Source organism: Roseibium sp. LAB1, assembly GCF_054658235.1.
In genome coordinates, this window is record NZ_BAAGIB010000003.1 from 270,013 (window position 1) to 287,694 (window position 17,682).

Sequence of the window (17,682 nt, forward strand, 5' to 3'; positions counted from 1 at the left end):
GGCATGACGGAAACCCGATCAGAAATCGGTCACCGCGCGACAGGCGTGCGGAAATCATTGGACCCTCCTCCAGGACACCCCGCCCGGGTTTGATTGAACAAGTGCCGGCAGGTCTCCTGGCTCACGGGTCATCGCGCTCCCCGGCCTTCCCAGATCCTGGCGGATCCAGTGGCCAGCTTGAGGGCGCTCGTCGCTTACAGTTGCGGGGACAGCTCCGGAGTTGTGACGTGCTCAAGCTTCCGCCACGCACCGGATTCCCTTTTCATTCCTTGCGGAAACCGACTGTCTTTTGTCGTCATTTTTTGCGATGACGTCAACAGTGCAGGCTTGGCCTCCCTGGCGATATGCAGCCGCCATTGTCAGATGGGCACGCTGGCAGGGTGCTTTCGCGAATTCTCATGCGTCAAACATCGCCTCGAAGACACGTTCGTAGATCTGATTGACGGCGGCCGTTTCTTCCGAACCCTGCCGGGCAAGATTACCGAGACCGGGCGCGGCGTTGACTTCCAGTATGACGGCGTCTCCATTTGCGCTGGCGGCGTCCGTCAGGATCAGGTCGACGGCGGCATAACGCAGGGCAAGGGCCTGCGCGGCCTTGCGGGCAAGGGCTGCAAGGTCCGGGGCCAGGGAGCCGGTGACAATTCTGGCGGTTCCGCCCGCGGAGAGGTTGACCACGGGCAGAAGCGTGACCGTCTGGCCGGGTGCGGGGACCGTTTCCATCATCAGCCCCTGCTGGGAGAGTTCGAAGGCGAGACGGGGATCGGCCGCGTCGATGCGTGGATCAGCGTCGATGATCTCGGCAATGCTGCGATGGCCGTCTCCGGAGATCCGCGGCGAGCGCCGTTCGATCGCGCATAGGACATCGCCGTCCAGCACGATAATCCTCAGTTCCAGTCCGCGGATTTCCGGCTGCACCAGCAGCTGGTCGTTGCTCCTGGCAAGGATGTAGAGGGCATTCTGGAGCGTGTGACAGGTGTCAACCCGCACCACGTCTCGCCCTTCCCGGCCGCAATTGGGTTTGACGTAAAGCGGAAAGCCGTGCTTCCCGGCAAAATCCAGAACATCTTTCGGTGCGCGGTGGCCGTCGCTGATGTCCCGCGCGAAAACCAGATGTCCCTCCGGAACTGCCAGGCCCGCCGCCTTCAGAAAGGCGGCGGCATAGGCTTTGTCCGTGGCAATTTCCGCTGCGCCGAGCGTGTTGAGATCGAACCGGGTTCCCTTGAAGAACCAGCGCTTGCCCGACGGGCTCTCGATCAGGCCGGCATGGCCGTGGCTGTCGCCCGCCGTCAGGCGGTAGCCTTTGCGGGCGCAATAGGCTTCAAGCAGATCGAAGACGAGTGCGCGCCGGCCGGCCGGTTCGGTCATGCTGTGGCCAGCCGGGGGATCAGTTCTTGTTCTGGCGGGCGTTGGCCAGATAGTCGATCTTGAACAGGTCCGGATTGGTCGGGCCGTTGGAGACGACGTTATAGACCGCAACGGAGGTGTCGTAGCCCTGCTGGTCGGTGACCGTCCACTGCTTCAGGGCGTAGTCCTTGGCATCAAAAATCAGCGTCAGCGTGCCGGAGTTGAACTTGGTCTTGTCGAAGATCGTCACGGTGATCAGGTCTTCTTCCACCAGCACGTTGGTGACGTTGGTGTCCTTCTGCAGGTCGATATCGTCGGACAGCAGGAAGCGCAGAGGTGTCTGGCCGAGCGGCCAGATGTCCTGGGTGTTCAGCTTCCGGTCGCGGACCGACACCGACTTGCCGTCGGCCACGATGTCAAGCACGGAAGGCTTGTTGTAGTAGAAGCGCACCTTGCCCGGACGGGCCATGTAGAATTTTCCGTCGGACTGGTTGCCGTCAGGACCGAACTGGATGAAGTCGCCATGCATGGTCTTCACCGAGTTGAAGTAGGTGTTGAGATCCTTGAGGGCTTTTTGTTCCTGCTCGGTCAGCGCCGCAGCGGGCAGCAGTGCCGACAGGGACAGTGCCGCGGCCAGGCCGGCTGCCAGCAGAGGTTTGATCAGGCGGGAAGCGAAGCGTTTCAGCATGATGCAATGTCCTAAATCGTTCTCTCTGTGACACGTTTCCCCTTAGCTAGGGAGCGTGTGTGGCAAAGCTTTGGCAGTCTACCATCAAAAATCTTCGTCCACGCCGTTCTGCACGAGAATCTCGCGCTTTCCGGCGTGGTTTGCGGCGCTGATCAAACCTTCGTTTTCCATACGCTCGATCAGCGAGGCGGCGCGGTTGTAGCCGATGGAAAGCCGCCGCTGGACGTAGGAGGTCGATGCCTTCTTGTCGCGCAGAACGATGGCAACCGCCTTGTCGTAAAGATCGTTGCCCTCTTCGCCACCGGCAAGGCCGCCGCCATCGTAGGGGCTGTCGGACTCGTCCTCTTCCTCGGTCACGGCTTCCAGATATTGCGGCGTGCCCTGAACCTTCAGGTGCTTGACGATATCCTCGACCTCGTCATCGGCAACGAACGGCCCGTGCACGCGCTGAATGCGTCCGCCACCGGCCATGTAAAGCATGTCACCCATGCCCAGCAGCTGCTCGGCGCCCATTTCGCCCAGGATGGTGCGGCTGTCGATCTTCGACGTCACCTGGAAGGAGATACGGGTCGGGAAGTTGGCCTTGATGGTCCCGGTGATGACGTCCACCGACGGGCGCTGCGTTGCCATGATCAGGTGGATGCCGGCAGCACGGGCCATCTGTGCCAGACGCTGGATCGCTCCTTCGATGTCCTTGCCGGCAACCATCATCAGGTCGGCCATTTCATCGACGATGACGACGATATACGGCATGGCTTCCAGCGGCAGCTGCTCTTCTTCGTAGATCGGCTGGCCGGTGTCGCGGTCGAAACCGGTCTGGACGGTCCGGGTGAAGGATTCGTTCTTTTCCAGCGCCTGCTTGATGCGCGTGTTGTAGCCGTCGATGTTGCGGACACCCATCTTGGACATCTTCTTGTAGCGGTCTTCCATCTCTCGGACGGTCCACTTCAAGGCAACGACGGCTTTTTTCGGATCGGTCACGACCGGTGTCAGCAGATGCGGGATGCCGTCATAGATGGACAGTTCCAGCATTTTCGGGTCGATCATGATCATCTTGCACTGCTCCGGTGTCAGCCGGTAGAGCAACGACAGGATCATGGTGTTGATAGAGACCGACTTGCCCGAACCGGTGGTACCGGCCACCAGCAGGTGCGGCATGCGGGCCAGATCAGCAACGACGCTTTCGCCGTTGATGGTCTTGCCGAGGGCCAGCGCCAGCTTGGCCTTGGACTTTTCGAAGTCCTGGGCGGCCAGCAGTTCGCGCAGGTAAACCGTTTCGCGGCGGGCATTCGGCAACTCGATGCCGATGGCGTTCTTGCCCGGGATCACCGCCACGCGAGCGGAAATCGCGCTCATGGAGCGGGCAATATCGTCGGCAAGGCCGATGACGCGAGAAGACTTGATGCCCGGGGCAGGTTCCAGTTCGTACAGGGTGACGACCGGACCGGGGCGCACTTCGATGATTTCGCCGCGAACGCCGAAATCTTCCAGCACACCTTCCAGGATGCGGGCATTCTGTTCCAGCGCGTCCGCGGACAGGCCCGGCACCTTGCCGGTGGTCTTCGGCTCGGCCAGAAGCCGCAGCGGCGGCAGTTCGTATTCTTCCGGCGCACCGAGGAAAGACGGCTGTGCCTCTTCGATCGCCCGTTTGCTCTGCTTCGGACGCGGAGCCGGGGGAATGACGCGACCGTTCGATGCCGGCTGGGCCGAAGCCTGCGGCGCGGTGTCCGGCGCGGCGATGCCGACCGGAACGGCCTGGCGCCCCGTGACGGGACCCTTGTCGATCATCAGATCGTCAGGTTCGAAGGTATCGCCGTCCTCGTCGTAATAGTCTTCCGCATGCGGCTCGTCACCATCGTCCGCATGGCGGCCACGCTGGTAAAAGTCGTCCAGACCGTCGTCATCCTGCGGTATCAGCCTTCCGGCCAGTGCTCTGCGGAACGCCTTGAGGCGGCTGCCCTGCCGGGTGTCTTCCGGTTCGAAGTCGATGTCGTCTTCATCTTCGTCCCAGTGCTCTTCCTCGTCCTGGACCTGGGTGCGCTTCAGGCCTGTCAGGCGGCGCAACTGTGCGGCGGTCTGAAGGCCGAAATGCTCCATCTGGCCAACGAGAGCGCTCATGAAGATGCCGATACGGGACTCGCCGTCCTCGTCGTCGAAGTCGAGCTCGTGATCGTTGGATTTGCCATGGCCAACGGGTGCGGCGACAGGTTCGACGCGTTCGGACGGAGCGCCAACGCGGCCCAGCCATCCGGCGGCCGCGAGAAGGAACAGAACTGCCGGAACGCCAAGACCGAGTGCGCCGACAATCGTTGCGGCACCGCTGGTCATGTTGTCGGTGATGAGGGCAGGCAGGTGGTGAACGGTGTCGCCGAAAAAGCCGCCAAGACCGGTTGGCAGCGGCCAGCTCTCGGGAACCGGCAGCGAGGCCAGAGCGCCAGCGGCAAGGCTTGTGCCGATCAGCCAGAAGAGCAGGCGCTTGCGGCCGATACCAAGCGCATGTCCGGTCAGAAGCCGCCAGCCCCACAGCACCAGGGGCACCAGGAACACGGCCGTTGCAAGGCCGATTGTCTGCATCAGGATGTCCGCAAGGACAGCCCCCGGCGTGCCGAGCGCGTTGCGCACTTGCCCGCCGGTCGCATGGTTGAGGCTCGGGTCACTGACGGACCAGGTTGCCAGGCTCGCCGCGAGCATTGCCGCCAGGGCGATGATGCCAAGACCGGCGGCCCCGACGAGATTGCGCCTGAGAAACCGCTTCAGCGGGCTTTCGGTGTCCAGAAGGTCGACCGAAGCCCTGCGGCCGTTGCCCCGAATTGCGCTGGCCCGCCTCATGCCTTGTCTCCCAACCATTTCGCCAGACGTTCCAGAGCGATCTCGGTCTGCTCGAGAGGGGCCGTCAGGCTGATGCGAATGTAGTTGCGTCCGGGATTGCTCCCGTCCGACTGGTCCGAGGCAAGGTAACTGCCCGGCAGCACCTTCACTCCGATTTCGGTCCACAAGGCCCTGGTGACGGAAACGGCGTCCCCCCAGCGGCTGATATCAAGCCACAGGAAGAACCCGGCATCTGGTGTCACCGGCCCAAGGATCGGGCCGAGGTGCTTTTCGGCAACCGCAAATTTCTCGTTGTAGAGCCTGCGGTTCTCGATGACGTGGGTTTCGTCCTGATAGGCCCTGACGGCAACTGCCTGCGCCGGCAGCGGCACCTGCGGCGCGGCCAGGCCGCGGAACTTTGCCCATTTTTTCAGGAACTCGGGATCGCCTGCGGCAAAGCCGCAACGCAGGCCCGCCAGATTGGAGCGTTTGGACAGGGAATTGAGGACGATAATGTTCGCAAAGCCGCCACCCTGCTCTGAATCGAGGTCCTTTGCGGCCTCCAGAATGCCGATGGGCGGCGTATCGCGATAGATTTCCGAATAACACTCGTCTGCGAAGATATAGAACCGGTGCTTTCGGGCCATTCCGATCAGGCGCTGCCAGTAGGTGGTATCGGCGACAAAGCCCTCCGGGTTGGTGGGCGATGCCACGTAGAAGGCGACAGTCCGTTCCAAGAGCTCCGCATCGAGGCTGTCGAGATCGGGCAGAAAGTTGTTGCCGGCGACCGCGTCGAGCAGAACAGCTTCCGCGTCTGCCACATGGGCCGCGGCGGCATAGGTCTGGTAAAACGGATTGGGCAGAATCACCATCGGGTGATCGAGGCCCTTGTTCAACTGGTCGCGAGCGGCAATGGCGCCGAAGGACAGGCCTTCACGGGATCCGTTCAGCGGCAGAACGCCGTGATCGGGATCAATCAAGCCGCCCAGATTGTAGCGACGGTCCAGCCAGGATGCGATGGCGGCGCGGAACTCGGGCGAACCGTCGATCGGCGGATATCGGCGGAAACCAGCCATGTTTTCCGCCAGAACTTCCGCTGTGAAGTCGGGAATCGCGTGTTGCGGCTCGCCAATTGTCATGACAATCGGGTCGAGCCCCGGCGTCTCGCCGCTCAGAAGTTCGGCAAGACGTTGAAACGGGTTGGAGCTCGGCAGGGACACACCGCGCTGATAGGCTTTTTTGCTGGCAAGCATGAATGATCCGGCACTCGTTACGCATAACTTTGCTCAGACCCTATAGCCGGTGTGGTAAATCCCTTATTAACCAAGCAGGGCGGGGGACAGGAATTGCGTTCCTTGCCCACGGATATTTCCGGCGGCAGTTGCAAGGCTTCCACATGGTGCTCCGGGAGAATGCGGTCTGGCCGCTGCTGCCTGAAGTCTGTCACCCGGAAGTCCTTGATCGCCAATGAAGACCCTGTAGGTATTGAGATATCGGCGCTGCCGGTGAAGACTGGGACAGGCTTGACGATGAACGGCACAGATGTTCCCTGAACCGACGGCGAGAACGAACTTTGCCTGGCTTTTTTCAAGACTGGGCTCACCTGAACAGGTTCTACGATGTCGAAAACAACAAAAGACCCGACCAGCGTCGTTTGCTTTGGCGATTCACTCACGTGGGGATTCAATCCGATCGACAAATCCCGCTACGGTCACGACGTGCGCTGGACAAGGCTGCTCCAGAAAGAGCTGGGCGACGGGTTTTACGTGGCTGAAGAGGGCGTCAACGGCCGAACCACCGTGTTCGAGGATCCGGTCAAGGGTGACAAGAACGGTCTTGCCCACCTGGCGACCGTTCGCAAGACCCACATGCCGATCGATATCCTGATCATCATGCTCGGCACCAACGACCTTCAGGCGCGCTTCGGCATGAATGCGGAAACGATCGCGATTGCCATGGGTCGCCTGCTGGATTTCGCCCGAAGGCCGACCGACGATGTCGAAGGCAGGGCGCCGAAAGTGCTGCTGATGGCACCACCCCCGCTCGCGCCGCTGGCGGGTACGCCCTACGTGGCACAGTTCAGTGACGAGAGCGTCGCCGAATCCCATCGTCTGGCTGCCTGCTACAAGGAAAAAGCGGCGGAATATGGTGCAGCGTTTTTCGATACAGGAACGGTCATTTCGGCCAGTCCGATTGATGCGGTTCATTTCGAAGCGGAACCGCAGGCCGACCTCGCCAAGGCTGTCGCCGCGGAAGTGCTGAAACTGGCAAGCTGAATGCGCAAATCGGGTTCAGGGCGAAACATGTGCCGGGTGGCACAGGCCAGACAAAGGGGTCAGGCAAGATGTTCCGCCGCGAGAGCGTCAAGCCGGTTTGCTGTTGCCGGTGCCAACGATTCCTGCCGGTGGAACAGGCGGATTTCGCTTCAAAAATCCGACGTCAGTCCCTTGATCTCCCAATCGTCGTAGCGGGTCGGTTCAAGACCACCCCTGCCATTGACTTCCTTGGCGAGGTCCTGCTGCCTGGCGTCGATGTCCTTGCGCCGTTCTTCAGCTTCCTTCAAGGCGCGCTGGGCTGCCGGCGGCAGGTCCTCGAATTTCCGTTTCGGAGCTTCCTCGACAGTGGTTTTCAGGGAAGGAGCGTCGCTCTGGCTGTAGCCGTTCGTCGGGCTGTCCGGTGTTTCTGTCATGGCTCTTCAGGTCGTTCGGTTTGCAGTCTTGTCAGGCGTATATAGGGTAATCTTGCCAAGAATGGCAGCACTCCCCATCTGTTGGACGGATACAAAGGCCATTCTGGGCCTTGATGCAAGCAGTCGAAAACAGGACAGAAACGGAAACAAGCGGCGATGAACTATATTCGCACGGCAATGCTTCTGGCGGGCATGACCGCCTTGTTCATGGGGATCGGTTTCATGATCGGCGGTCAGTCGGGCATGCTGATCGCGCTGCTCATTGCCGCAGCCATGAACCTGTTCAGTTACTGGAACGCGGACAAGATGGTCCTGCGCATGCATCATGCCAGGGAAGTGGACGAGCGCGCTGCGCCCGAATTCTACCGCATGATCCGGCAGTTGTCGGAGAATGCCAACCTGCCCATGCCCAAGGTCTACATCATCGACAATCCGCAGCCGAACGCCTTTGCGACCGGGCGGAACCCGCAAAACGCGGCTGTGGCGGCGACAACCGGTCTGCTCGACATGCTGACGCCCGAGGAAATTGCGGGCGTGATGGCCCATGAGCTGGCCCATGTGAAGAACCACGACACGCTGATCATGACGATCACGGCAACAATTGCCGGTGCGATCTCCATGCTGGCCAACTTCGCCTTCTTTTTCGGCGGCAACCGCAATAATCCACTCGGTTTTGTCGGGGTTATCCTGATGATGGTCGTGGCGCCTCTGGCTGCGATGGTCGTGCAGATGGCGATTTCCAGAACACGTGAATATGCGGCCGACCGGATGGGTGCCCAAATCTGCGGTGAACCGATGTGGCTGGCGTCCGCACTGGCGAAGATTTCGCGCGGTGTCGAACATATCCACAATCCGGATGCGGAAGCGAACCCGGCAACCGCGCATATGTTCATCATGAACCCTCTGTCGGGCGAGCGCATGGACAACCTGTTTTCTACCCACCCGAACACCCAGAACCGGATCGACGAATTGCGCAAACTGTCCGATGCGGGTCTTGGCACCGGCGGGAGAGGCGGCAGAAGCGGTCCCATGTCGTTTACCCGCCAGGCACCGCAACAGGCCGGCCCATGGGGCGGAGCCGGTCCAACCGGGCCGTCGACCGCGCCGCGCCGCCCGAAAGGGCCTTGGGGATAAGCTCCAAAGCCCCTGAAGCTCAGCCACTTGACAAAAACAACTTTGCCGGATGACCACCCGGCTTTAGAATGACCGGATGCGCCGCGACCGGCAGACCGGTCTGCGGCGCTTGATTTTGATACCGGCCGCATCCGCAGGGCCGGCCGCGTGAATGGATTGACCCTTGACCAAACGGCCCAACAACAAACAGAAGCCTTCAGGCAAACCGGCGCCGGAACAGGCTGAAAAGCCCGGATTTGCCGCACGCAAGGTGGCTGCCGATATTCTTGGCAACGTCGTTCACAAGAAACGGCCGCTCGATGGTGAGCTGGATACCGCCTCGGGTCATTCCGGTTTTCGCGCCCTGGCCGCCAACGATCGGTCTCTCGTGCGTGCGATCATCGGCGCGGCCTTGCGTCACCGCGGTGAAATTGCCGACATCCTCGACCGGCTGCTTGACCGGCCGATCCCGGAAAAGACTGGCCGCGTCCTGGATATCCTGCATGTGGCCATCGCCCAGATGCTGTTTCTCGACATTCCGGACCGCGCAGCCGTTTCGCTTGCGGTGGACCATGCGGGTCTGGACCGCCGGGCCCGGCCCTACAAGGGTCTGGTCAACGGCGTGCTGCGGCGTCTTGGACGCGAACGGGACGAAGTAACCGCCGATCTCGATGCTGCTGTTCTGAACACGCCCGACTGGCTGATGGAAAGCTGGCAGTCTGCTTACGGCGCCGACACTGCCCGTGACATCGCCCGGGCTCACGAAAACGAAGCTGCGCTTGATCTGTCGGTGAAGGTGAACCCGGCAGAGTGGGCACAAAAGCTGGACGGCCAGATCGTCGGCGCGGGTAGCGTCCGGCTTGTTCGCAAGGGCGCTGTCGATGCTCTGGAAGGTTACGGCGACGGGCACTGGTGGGTGCAGGACGCCGCAGCAGCGCTTCCTGCCCGCCTTCTCGGCGACATCAAGGGCCTGCGTGTTGCCGATCTTTGCGCGGCGCCGGGCGGCAAGACCGCGCAGCTGGCGGCCGCTGGAGCTTCTGTCACTGCGGTTGATATTTCAAAGGCGCGCCTGAAACGTCTTGAAGAGAACATGACCAGGCTCGGCTTGAGTGTTGAAACGGTTACAGCGGATCTCAGAGCCTTCGAGCCGGAGGAGCTCTTTGACGCGATCCTGCTCGATGCGCCCTGCAGTGCAACGGGCACAATCCGCCGGCACCCCGATGTGCCCTGGATCAAGAAGCCGTATGACATTGAAAAGCTGACGGAAATCCAGAGCGAGCTGCTGGACAGGGTGCTCGGCTGGGTCAAGCCGGGCGGCCTGATTGTCTATTGCACCTGTTCGCTGGAGGCTGCGGAAGGCGAAACCCAGGTTTCCGGTTTTCTGGAGCGGCAGGCTGGAAAAATCGAACTGGTTCCGGTTGAAGCCGCGGACGTCGGTGGCCTTGCCGAATGTGTTACAAAAGAAGGATATCTTCGCTGTCTGCCCTGCCACAGTGCCGCCCTGGAACCTGTGAGCAAGGGCCTGGACGGCTTTTTTGCGGCAAGATTCCGCCGGTTTTAACGCGGCATAAACTGTTCACTTGCAATGATTCTTTAAATGAAATGCTAACCTTAATGCTTCGTTTCCCGAACTAGATACCGGAGATTCCCCATAAACGCGCAGAAACCATCAGTTTTGGAGATGGTTTGGTGAATAGTGCAAGCCTGAGTGAAAGAAGCCGTATCTGGCGGCTTGTGGCCCTGCATATTTGGCAACGCTCCTTGAAATGGATGCATGGCGGGCCTTTGTTCCGCATGCAGCCGTTTTCGGCTGTGCCTGCGCGCCTGCTTATCGCGCCGCAGGATCTGCGCACGGCTGACGCAACCAATGCCGCCGATATCTACGGCGGCCGGTTTCTTTTCTCCGGTCACCTGGTGGAAACGCAAGGCAGATCGCCCTTCGAGCTTCAGGCCGTGCATGAAGACTGGCAGCGCGAGTTGCACAGCTTCGGCTGGATGCGGGACCTCAGGGCCGCCGACAGCCAGATTTCCCGACAAAACGCCCGGGCACTGGTGGAAGACTGGATCAAGTTCTGCGGGCGCTGGCACGACATCGGCTGGGAAGCATCGGTCGTCGCCCGCCGCATCCTGTCCTGGCTGGCGCATTCGCCTTTCATTCTTCAGGACGGCGACCACGAGTTCTACCGCAACTTCGTCCGGTCACTGGCTCGTCAGGTGCGCTATCTGCGCCAGACCATCAATGAAACGGAAGACGGCGTTGAGCGCCTGCATGCGGCGCTGGCCATGGCCTCGGCCTGCATTTCCATGGCCGGGCAAGGCCGCTTCGCGCGCCAGAGCATTCGTCGCCTCGATCAGGAGCTGACGCGCCAGATTCTGCCCGACGGCGGGCATATTTCACGCAATCCAAGGGCACTGATAGACATTCTGGCCGACCTTCTGCCGGTTCGGCAGGCCTTCGTGGCGCAAGGACTGGAAGTGCCGCCGGCCATGGTTCAGTCGGTGGACCGGATGATGCCGCTACTGCGATTTTTCCGTCATGGCGACGGCGCCCTTGCGCATTTCAACGGCATGGGCTCGACCCCGAGCGATCTTGTCGCAACCATTCTGGCCTATGACGATGCGCGCGGTGCTCCGCCGCAGAACGCACCGCATTCCGGGTATCAGCGCCTGGTTGGCGGAACCTCCGTCGTGCTGATCGATACCGGTCCGGCGCCTGCCATCGGTGTGTCGGGCGATGCGCACGGGGGCTGTCTCTCCTTCGAGTTTTCGTCCGGCAACAACCGGATCGTGGTCAATTGCGGGGTTTCGCCGAAATCCAATCCGGCCTGGCGCCGGGTCAGCCGCTCGACGGCCGCCCATTCGACGGCGGTGATCGAGGACACCTCCTCCTGCCGGTTCCTGTCCGACCGGCCGTTCGGGCATATCCTGGGCGCGCCAATCCTGTCCGGACCGGTCAGGGTGCCTGTGGAGCGGGAAGACGATGCCGCGGGCAGCCGCATCACGGCATCTCATGATGGCTATGCGAGCGAATTCCATGTCCTGCACGAGCGCGACATCCGCCTTGCGGGCGACGGAACAGTGCTGGACGGCATCGATACGTTCTCGGCAATCGGTCCTGTGGACCAGGAAAATCGATATGCCATCCGTTTCCACCTGCATCCGGGCCTGCGCAGCTCGCTCATCCGGGGCGGCTCGGCCGTGCTGCTGGTCTGCCGGGATGGCGAAGCATGGGAATTCGAAGCACCGGGCACTGAAGTGATGCTGGAAGAAAGCATCTATCTGTCCGACGTTTACGGCCACCGCAAGACCGAGCAGATCGTGATCTCCGGCGCGGTGCTGGAGGCACCCTCGGTGGGATGGCAGTTCCGCAAGACGGCGACGGCCAAACTCAGCCGGCGCGGAACCAGCGATTTCGACGAGCTCGACGAACTGCCGCTGGAAGAATAGGGATCTTCCGCTTTGGCTGAAGACGTGATAGGGCGACGGCAACTCCCGGACCGTCCCCAATTGCGAGGCAAATTCATGGCCATTGTGTCCAAAGCCGTACCCGTTCCCGAGCTGGTTTCCGTCAAGCGCGCTCTCTTGTCCGTCTTCGACAAGACCGGTCTTGTCGAGTTTGCAAAAGCACTTTCCGAGCGCGGTGTAGAGCTGGTTTCCACCGGCGGTTCCTACAAGGCGCTGAAGGAAGCGGGACTCGCGGTTCTGGACATTTCCGAAGTCACCGGTTTTCCGGAAATCATGGACGGACGAGTGAAGACGCTGCATCCGAAGGTCCATGGCGGGCTGCTGTCGATCCGTGACGACGCCGACCACCAGCAGGCGATGAACGAGCATGACATCGTCGGCATCGACCTTTTCTGCGGCAATCTCTACCCGTTTGAAGATGTAGTCGCCTCCGGTGCCGACTATGCCACCGGTATCGAGAACGTCGACATCGGCGGACCGGCCATGACCCGTGCCGCTGCCAAGAACCATGCCTATGTCACCGTGGTCACCGACCCGGCAGACTACGACGCGGTTATTTCCGAACTCGACGCCAATGGCGGCAAGGCACCGCTCGCCCTGCGCAAGAAGCTGGCTCAAAAGGCGTTCGCCCGGACGGCCGCTTATGATGCTGCTGTTTCCAACTGGATGGCGGATCAACTGGACGAGGCAACGCCGGCCCACCGGGCCGTCGGCGGTGCGCTTGCGGAAGTCATGCGCTATGGCGAAAACCCGCATCAGACCGCGGGCTTCTACACCACGGGAGAAAAGCGCCCGGGTGTTGCCACGGCCAGGCAATTGCAGGGCAAGACCCTTTCCTACAACAACATCAACGACACTGATGCGGCGTTTGAACTGGTCAGCGAGTTCGATCCGGCCCGCACCAGTGCCGTTGCCATCATCAAGCACGCAAATCCGTGCGGTGTGGCAGAAAGCGCCAGCCTGAAGGACGCCTATGAGCTGGCCCTGCGCTGCGATCCGGTTTCCGCCTTTGGCGGTATCGTCGCTCTGAACCAGACGCTGGATGCTGCCGCGGCAGAAGAGATCGTCAAGATCTTCACCGAAGTGATCATCGCACCGGATGCCGACGACGCGGCGCGGGAAATCATCGCGGCCAAGAAGAACCTGCGTCTGCTTGTTACCGGCGGCCTTGCCGATGCTCGTGCCAAGGGGCTGTTCGTCAAGTCGGTTGCCGGGGGTCTTCTGGTCCAGTCGCGCGACAATGGTGTGGTCGACGATCTCGATCTGAAGGTCGTCACCAAGCGCGCACCGAGCGAGCAGGAGCTCGCCGATCTGAAGTTCGCCTTCCGGGTTGCCAAGCACGTCAAATCCAACGCTATCGTCTATGCCAAGGACGGGGCAACTGTCGGCGTCGGTGCCGGCCAGATGAGCCGGGTGGACTCCGCCCGCATCGCAGCCCGCAAGGCGCTGGACGCGACCGAGGCCGCAGGTCTTTCCGAACCGCTCACGAAAGGCTGCGTCGTTGCATCCGATGCGTTTTTCCCGTTTGCCGACGGCCTCCTGTCCGCAGCCGAGGCCGGTGCGACAGCCGTGATCCAGCCGGGTGGCTCCATGCGCGACGACGACGTGATTGCCGCGGCCGACGAAGCGGGCCTTGCCATGGTCATGACCGGCATGCGTCACTTCCGGCACTGAGGTCTGGTATTCGTCAACGACTTGAAGCGCCAGTTTCCGTGTGAGCCGGCACTTCTTTTGCGCTTGCAAAACATCAGCAAGCTAATGACCTAAAAATACTGTAAAAAATGACAGGGTCCGTTAAGAAAAGCGGCCCCGCTGAAGACCTTGTTAACGCCCAACAGGTAGTCTGCAGTAAGCTTCGGCAGGTATTCGCCTGCTGTTTTCTTGCGATTCGCGGAGATTACCGGTGTTTAGAAGAGCGAAGGTCACAACAAAGCTCATTGGTGCCAGTGCGGCGGCTCTGACGGTCGCGCTGGTGGTCGGCATCAGCTTTATTGGTTGGCAAGGATCCCGCATTACGGGAGACCTGGCCCGGTCTGAAGCCGAGACCGTGGCGCGCGAGCAGGCGCAATTCGTGCAACGGGGCCTGGAAAACGGCCTTAAATCGGCTCAGGCACTGGCAAGTTCCCTCGGCGGCATGAAAAAGGCCGGTGTGGCTGACCGCGAAGCCTGGAACGCCGTTGTCGAAAACCTGACACTGACCAACAAGGACCTTTCAGGCACCTGGGGCGTGATTACCGAAGATCGGCTCGACGGCAAGGACGCCGAGTTCAAGGGTGACGAGAAATGGGCTGAAGGCGGCGAATGGCAGCCTTATTACTTCCGCAAGGCGGATGGCTCCCTGGCTTACCGGCCCATTGAGAAGATCAACGTCGGAGATCTGGGTGCAACCGACGAACTCTGGTTTAACGGTGCCTATGTGTCCGGCAAGGACTACATGACCGAGCCCTATAGCTGGGAAGCCGACGGCAAGACGGTCACTGGCGTATCATTCTCGGTGCCGATCCGAAACGAAGGCAAGGTGATCGGTGTTGCCGGCGGCGACATTCTCCTGACCCCGCTGTCCGAAGTGCTCGGCAAGCAGCGGCCGCTCGATACCGGATCGGTTCATCTCCTGTCGCAGAATGGTGTCTGGATTGCGCATGCCGACCCGGCGGTTCTGGGCAAGCCCTGGATGGAAGGCCGGTCTGAAGCCGATCTCGCCGTACAGGACAAGCTGCTGGCCGCGGTCAAGAACGGCGAGCCTTTTGCCTACAACGGATATTCCAACACGCTCGGCACGGATGTTCACCGCATCGTCATGCCGGTGAGCGTGACCGGTACCGATGCCAAGCTGGCCGTGGTGGTCAACGTGCCGCTGTCGACCCTCAATGCGGCTTCGTCCTCGATCACCACCATGATCGTGGGCGTCGGTGTCGTGTTGCTCATCGTGGTGGCCCTGTCCATCTATCTCGTCGGCAACACCATTGTCCGCCGTCCGCTGGAACGCGCAGTGGGCAGCATTCAGGCGCTGATCGACCGCCGTTATGAAGAACCGATCCACGACACGGACCGTCACGATGAAATCGGCGAGATCAGCAAGGCTCTGGAAGTCTTCCGCGACAAGGCGCAGCACGCCGAGGCGCTGTCCGCCGAGCAGGAAGAAGCACAGCGTCAGCAGCTGGCGCGCGCAGAGCAGATCAGCGAGCTGTCGCAGGAATTCGACCGCCAGATTTCCGAACTGACGCAGACTGTGATGAACCAGGTGCAGGACCTTAACGCGGCGTCGATGACGCTGACGGCGGGTGCCGACGACACCAGCGAGAAGAGCACGGCAGTGGCCGCTGCGTCCGAAGAAGCGTCTTCGAACGTGGAAACGGTCGCTTCGGCAGCCGAGGAACTGATGGCATCCGTCGGTGAAATCTCCCGCCAGATGACCCAGTCCACCGAAATTGCGTCTCACGCAGTGGAGCAGGCCCAGTCGACGAACCGCAAGATCGAGGGGCTCGCGGAAGCTGCCAACCGGATCAGCGAAGTGGTCAAGCTGATCACCGACATTGCCGAACAGACCAACCTCCTGGCACTGAACGCAACCATCGAGGCAGCACGAGCGGGCGAAGCGGGCAAGGGCTTTGCCGTTGTGGCCGCCGAGGTGAAGGAACTGGCTAACCAGACCGCCAAGGCGACCGAGGAAATCTCTCTGCAGATCCAGTCGGTCCAGACGGAAACCGCCGGGTCGGTCGACGCGATCAAGGGCATCTCCGAAACCATCGAAAAGATGAACGAGATCTCCTCGTCCATCCAGTCCTCGGTCGAGCAGCAGGGTCTTGCCACCGACGAGATCGCCCGCAACATTCAGGAAGCCTCCAACGGCACCCAGGAAGTTGCGCAGAACATCGTCAAGGTGGCAGCCTCCGCCGACGACACCGGCAATGCCGCCCGTCAGGTCTCGGCCTCCGCCAACGTCCTGCAGACCGAAGCCGACCGGCTCAAGCAGGAAGTCGAAGGTTTCCTGTCCAGCGTTCGCCAGGTTGCCTGACGCAAGACCAGATCAAAACATCAGACGCGCCGGAAGTTTTCCGGCGCGTTTTTGTTTGGGAGGGGTGACAGCAGCGGCTGGGTAGCCTCTTTGAGGAAAAAAGAACACGATCGCGTCAGCGCTCGTTCACCCTCAGCAGCAGCATCAGGCCGACCCCGAAAAACACCAGGATGACGGACATGCCGGCCGGCTGGCTGGCGGTAAGGGCGGTCACGACGCCGACGGTGAGCGGGGCAAGGAAGCTGGTGACTTTTCCGGACAGTGCCAGCAGGCCGAAATACTGGGTCACGTGCTGCGGTGGAGCGATCCGGACCAGAAGACTGCGGCACGAGGCCTGCAAGGGGCCGGACACCGCACCGATGACACCGCCGAGTGCAATGAAGACCTGTTCCGGCAGGGAGGCGAAAAGGGCACCTTCGGGCGCGGCTGCGGTCTTGACGACAAAGAACACGGTGGTCTTGTCGATGGAGATCATGCCGAGGCCGCAGACCATCAGAACGACAAGCGAGAAAACGATTACCGGTTTTGCGCCGAAACGGTCGTCCATCGGCCCGCCGAGCAACAGGCCGAGCGTTCCGGTGATGGTCAGGATGATGCCGAAGGTGCCGATTTCGATGGATCCCCAGCCGAGCTGTCCCGCGGCATAAATGCCGCCGAACGCGAAGAGGGCGACGAGCCCGTCCTTGAAGATCATGTTGGCCAGAAGGAACAGGAAGATGTTCCGGTTGGCGCGTGCCTGCGCCAGGCTCGTACGCAGGTTTGCAAGGCCTGTGCGGATGGCGGGGCCGATCCTGGCCTGATGCGGCACATCCGGCACGAACAGGAACATTGGCAGCACGAAGACCAGGTACCAGAGCGCAGAGAATGGACCGACGGCGCGATCGCCCTCGCTGGTGACCGGATCAAGGCCGAGAACCGGCTGAAAACCGAGCAAAGTCTTGCCTGTTTCAGGGCTGGCAGCAAAAAAGCCGAGGGCGATCAACAGGGTAACAAGGCCGCTGGCGTAGCCGAGCGCCCAGCCGAAGCTGGACAGGCGACCGATCCGTTCCGGCGGCACCAGCGAAGGCATCATGGCATTGTTGAAGACGGTTGCGATCTCGATGGACAGCGTGCCGATGGCAAAGGCGACGAGTGCGATGGCGATGCCATTCGGGCTTCCCGGGGTGGCGTACCAGAAGGCCCAGCAGCAGATGACGAAGGGCAGCGAGAAGACAAGGATCCAGCGTTTTCGCCGTCCGGTCGCATCCGCGACGGACCCCAGAACCGGTGCTGCAATGGCAATGCAAAGCCCGGCGGCGGCAGTGGCATATCCCCATAGCGACTGGCCTTCCGCAGGGGTCGCGGCAAGAGTCGAGGCAAAATAAGGCGCAAAGACGAAGGTGGTAATCAGCGTGAAGAAAGGCTGCGCAGCCCAGTCGAACAGCGCCCAGGAAAGAACGGCGCGCTTGTCGGACGCCTGAAAAGGAATGTCTGAAACGGTTGTCATGGAAAGGGCAACTCGCTGCCTGGGGGATCAAGACCGGGACAGGCCCAACTCATTCATGTCTATCGCTTCCCGGA

General features: G+C 61.3%; 12 protein-coding genes and 1 riboswitch. Of the genes, 6 read left to right on the forward strand and 6 right to left on the reverse strand.

Annotation, left to right across the window (positions count from 1 at the left end; genetic code table 11):
• Positions 1 to 89: 89 nt before the first annotated feature.
• A riboswitch (cobalamin riboswitch) is annotated at positions 90 to 298 on the reverse strand.
• A 98-nt stretch (positions 299 to 396) separates the two neighbouring features.
• From ACYQ54_RS19220 to ACYQ54_RS19235, 4 genes are all read right to left on the reverse strand, one after another.
• Positions 397 to 1,365: an ATP-dependent carboxylate-amine ligase gene (locus ACYQ54_RS19220; protein WP_460085512.1), complete on the reverse strand. Its 969-nt coding sequence runs from the start codon at positions 1,363 to 1,365 to the stop codon at positions 397 to 399.
• A gap of 19 nt (positions 1,366 to 1,384) precedes the next feature.
• Positions 1,385 to 2,032: an outer membrane lipoprotein carrier protein LolA gene (locus ACYQ54_RS19225; RefSeq protein WP_460085513.1), complete on the reverse strand. Its 648-nt coding sequence runs from the start codon at positions 2,030 to 2,032 to the stop codon at positions 1,385 to 1,387.
• Positions 2,033 to 2,116: 84 nt separating this feature from the next.
• Positions 2,117 to 4,861, reverse strand: a complete 2,745-nt coding sequence (locus ACYQ54_RS19230) for a DNA translocase FtsK (RefSeq protein WP_460085515.1) — start codon at positions 4,859 to 4,861, stop codon at positions 2,117 to 2,119.
• A complete protein-coding gene (locus tag ACYQ54_RS19235; protein WP_460085516.1) occupies positions 4,858 to 6,093 on the reverse strand; it encodes an aminotransferase class I/II-fold pyridoxal phosphate-dependent enzyme in 1,236 nt (411 codons plus the stop codon). Before ACYQ54_RS19235 ends, ACYQ54_RS19230 begins: the two co-directional genes overlap by 4 nt.
• A gap of 366 nt (positions 6,094 to 6,459) precedes the next feature.
• Here ACYQ54_RS19235 and ACYQ54_RS19240 point away from each other — a divergent pair, with 366 nt between their 5' ends.
• Positions 6,460 to 7,116: an SGNH/GDSL hydrolase family protein gene (locus tag ACYQ54_RS19240; RefSeq protein WP_460085517.1), complete on the forward strand. Its 657-nt coding sequence runs from the start codon at positions 6,460 to 6,462 to the stop codon at positions 7,114 to 7,116.
• A 149-nt stretch (positions 7,117 to 7,265) separates the two neighbouring features.
• On the opposite strand, the gene ACYQ54_RS19245 is transcribed toward ACYQ54_RS19240, so the two are convergent.
• Positions 7,266 to 7,529 (reverse strand): DUF1674 domain-containing protein, encoded by a 264-nt coding sequence (locus ACYQ54_RS19245; protein WP_460085519.1) that lies wholly within the window; start codon positions 7,527 to 7,529, stop codon positions 7,266 to 7,268.
• A gap of 156 nt (positions 7,530 to 7,685) precedes the next feature.
• Here ACYQ54_RS19245 and htpX point away from each other — a divergent pair, with 156 nt between their 5' ends.
• From htpX to ACYQ54_RS19270, 5 genes are all read left to right on the forward strand, one after another.
• Positions 7,686 to 8,663, forward strand: a complete 978-nt coding sequence (htpX, locus tag ACYQ54_RS19250) for a zinc metalloprotease HtpX (RefSeq protein ID WP_460085520.1) — start codon at positions 7,686 to 7,688, stop codon at positions 8,661 to 8,663.
• A gap of 163 nt (positions 8,664 to 8,826) precedes the next feature.
• Entirely contained in the window at positions 8,827 to 10,203 is a 1,377-nt protein-coding gene (gene rsmB / locus ACYQ54_RS19255; RefSeq protein ID WP_460085522.1) for a 16S rRNA (cytosine(967)-C(5))-methyltransferase RsmB, read from the forward strand.
• Positions 10,204 to 10,412: 209 nt separating this feature from the next.
• Positions 10,413 to 12,089, forward strand: a complete 1,677-nt coding sequence (locus ACYQ54_RS19260; RefSeq protein WP_460086105.1) for a heparinase II/III family protein — start codon at positions 10,413 to 10,415, stop codon at positions 12,087 to 12,089.
• 75 nt (positions 12,090 to 12,164) lie between these two features.
• Positions 12,165 to 13,781: a bifunctional phosphoribosylaminoimidazolecarboxamide formyltransferase/IMP cyclohydrolase gene (gene purH, locus ACYQ54_RS19265; RefSeq protein WP_460085523.1), complete on the forward strand. Its 1,617-nt coding sequence runs from the start codon at positions 12,165 to 12,167 to the stop codon at positions 13,779 to 13,781.
• Between the two features lie 229 nt (positions 13,782 to 14,010).
• Positions 14,011 to 16,122: a methyl-accepting chemotaxis protein gene (locus ACYQ54_RS19270; protein WP_460085524.1), complete on the forward strand. Its 2,112-nt coding sequence runs from the start codon at positions 14,011 to 14,013 to the stop codon at positions 16,120 to 16,122.
• A gap of 115 nt (positions 16,123 to 16,237) precedes the next feature.
• Here the strand turns inward: ACYQ54_RS19270 and ACYQ54_RS19275 are convergent, their stop codons facing one another.
• Positions 16,238 to 17,608, reverse strand: coding sequence for an MFS transporter (locus ACYQ54_RS19275; protein ID WP_460085525.1), 1,371 nt, complete (start codon positions 17,606 to 17,608; stop codon positions 16,238 to 16,240).
• Between the last annotated feature and the right edge of the window lie 74 nt (positions 17,609 to 17,682).

Excerpts from the sequence above, each read along its gene's own strand:
- ACYQ54_RS19220 (WP_460085512.1), bottom strand. The coding sequence starts at position 1,365 with ATGACCGAACCGGCCGGCCGGCGCGCACTCGTCTTCGATCTGCTTGAA.
- ACYQ54_RS19225 (WP_460085513.1), bottom strand. The coding sequence starts at position 2,032 with ATGCTGAAACGCTTCGCTTCCCGCCTGATCAAACCTCTGCTGGCAGCC.
- ACYQ54_RS19230 (WP_460085515.1), bottom strand. The coding sequence starts at position 4,861 with ATGAGGCGGGCCAGCGCAATTCGGGGCAACGGCCGCAGGGCTTCGGTC.
- ACYQ54_RS19235 (WP_460085516.1), bottom strand. The coding sequence starts at position 6,093 with ATGCTTGCCAGCAAAAAAGCCTATCAGCGCGGTGTGTCCCTGCCGAGC.
- ACYQ54_RS19240 (WP_460085517.1), top strand. The coding sequence starts at position 6,460 with ATGTCGAAAACAACAAAAGACCCGACCAGCGTCGTTTGCTTTGGCGAT.
- ACYQ54_RS19245 (WP_460085519.1), bottom strand. The coding sequence starts at position 7,529 with ATGACAGAAACACCGGACAGCCCGACGAACGGCTACAGCCAGAGCGAC.
- htpX (WP_460085520.1), top strand. The coding sequence starts at position 7,686 with ATGAACTATATTCGCACGGCAATGCTTCTGGCGGGCATGACCGCCTTG.
- ACYQ54_RS19260 (WP_460086105.1), top strand. The coding sequence starts at position 10,413 with ATGCATGGCGGGCCTTTGTTCCGCATGCAGCCGTTTTCGGCTGTGCCT.
- purH (WP_460085523.1), top strand. The coding sequence starts at position 12,165 with ATGGCCATTGTGTCCAAAGCCGTACCCGTTCCCGAGCTGGTTTCCGTC.
- ACYQ54_RS19275 (WP_460085525.1), bottom strand. The coding sequence starts at position 17,608 with ATGACAACCGTTTCAGACATTCCTTTTCAGGCGTCCGACAAGCGCGCC.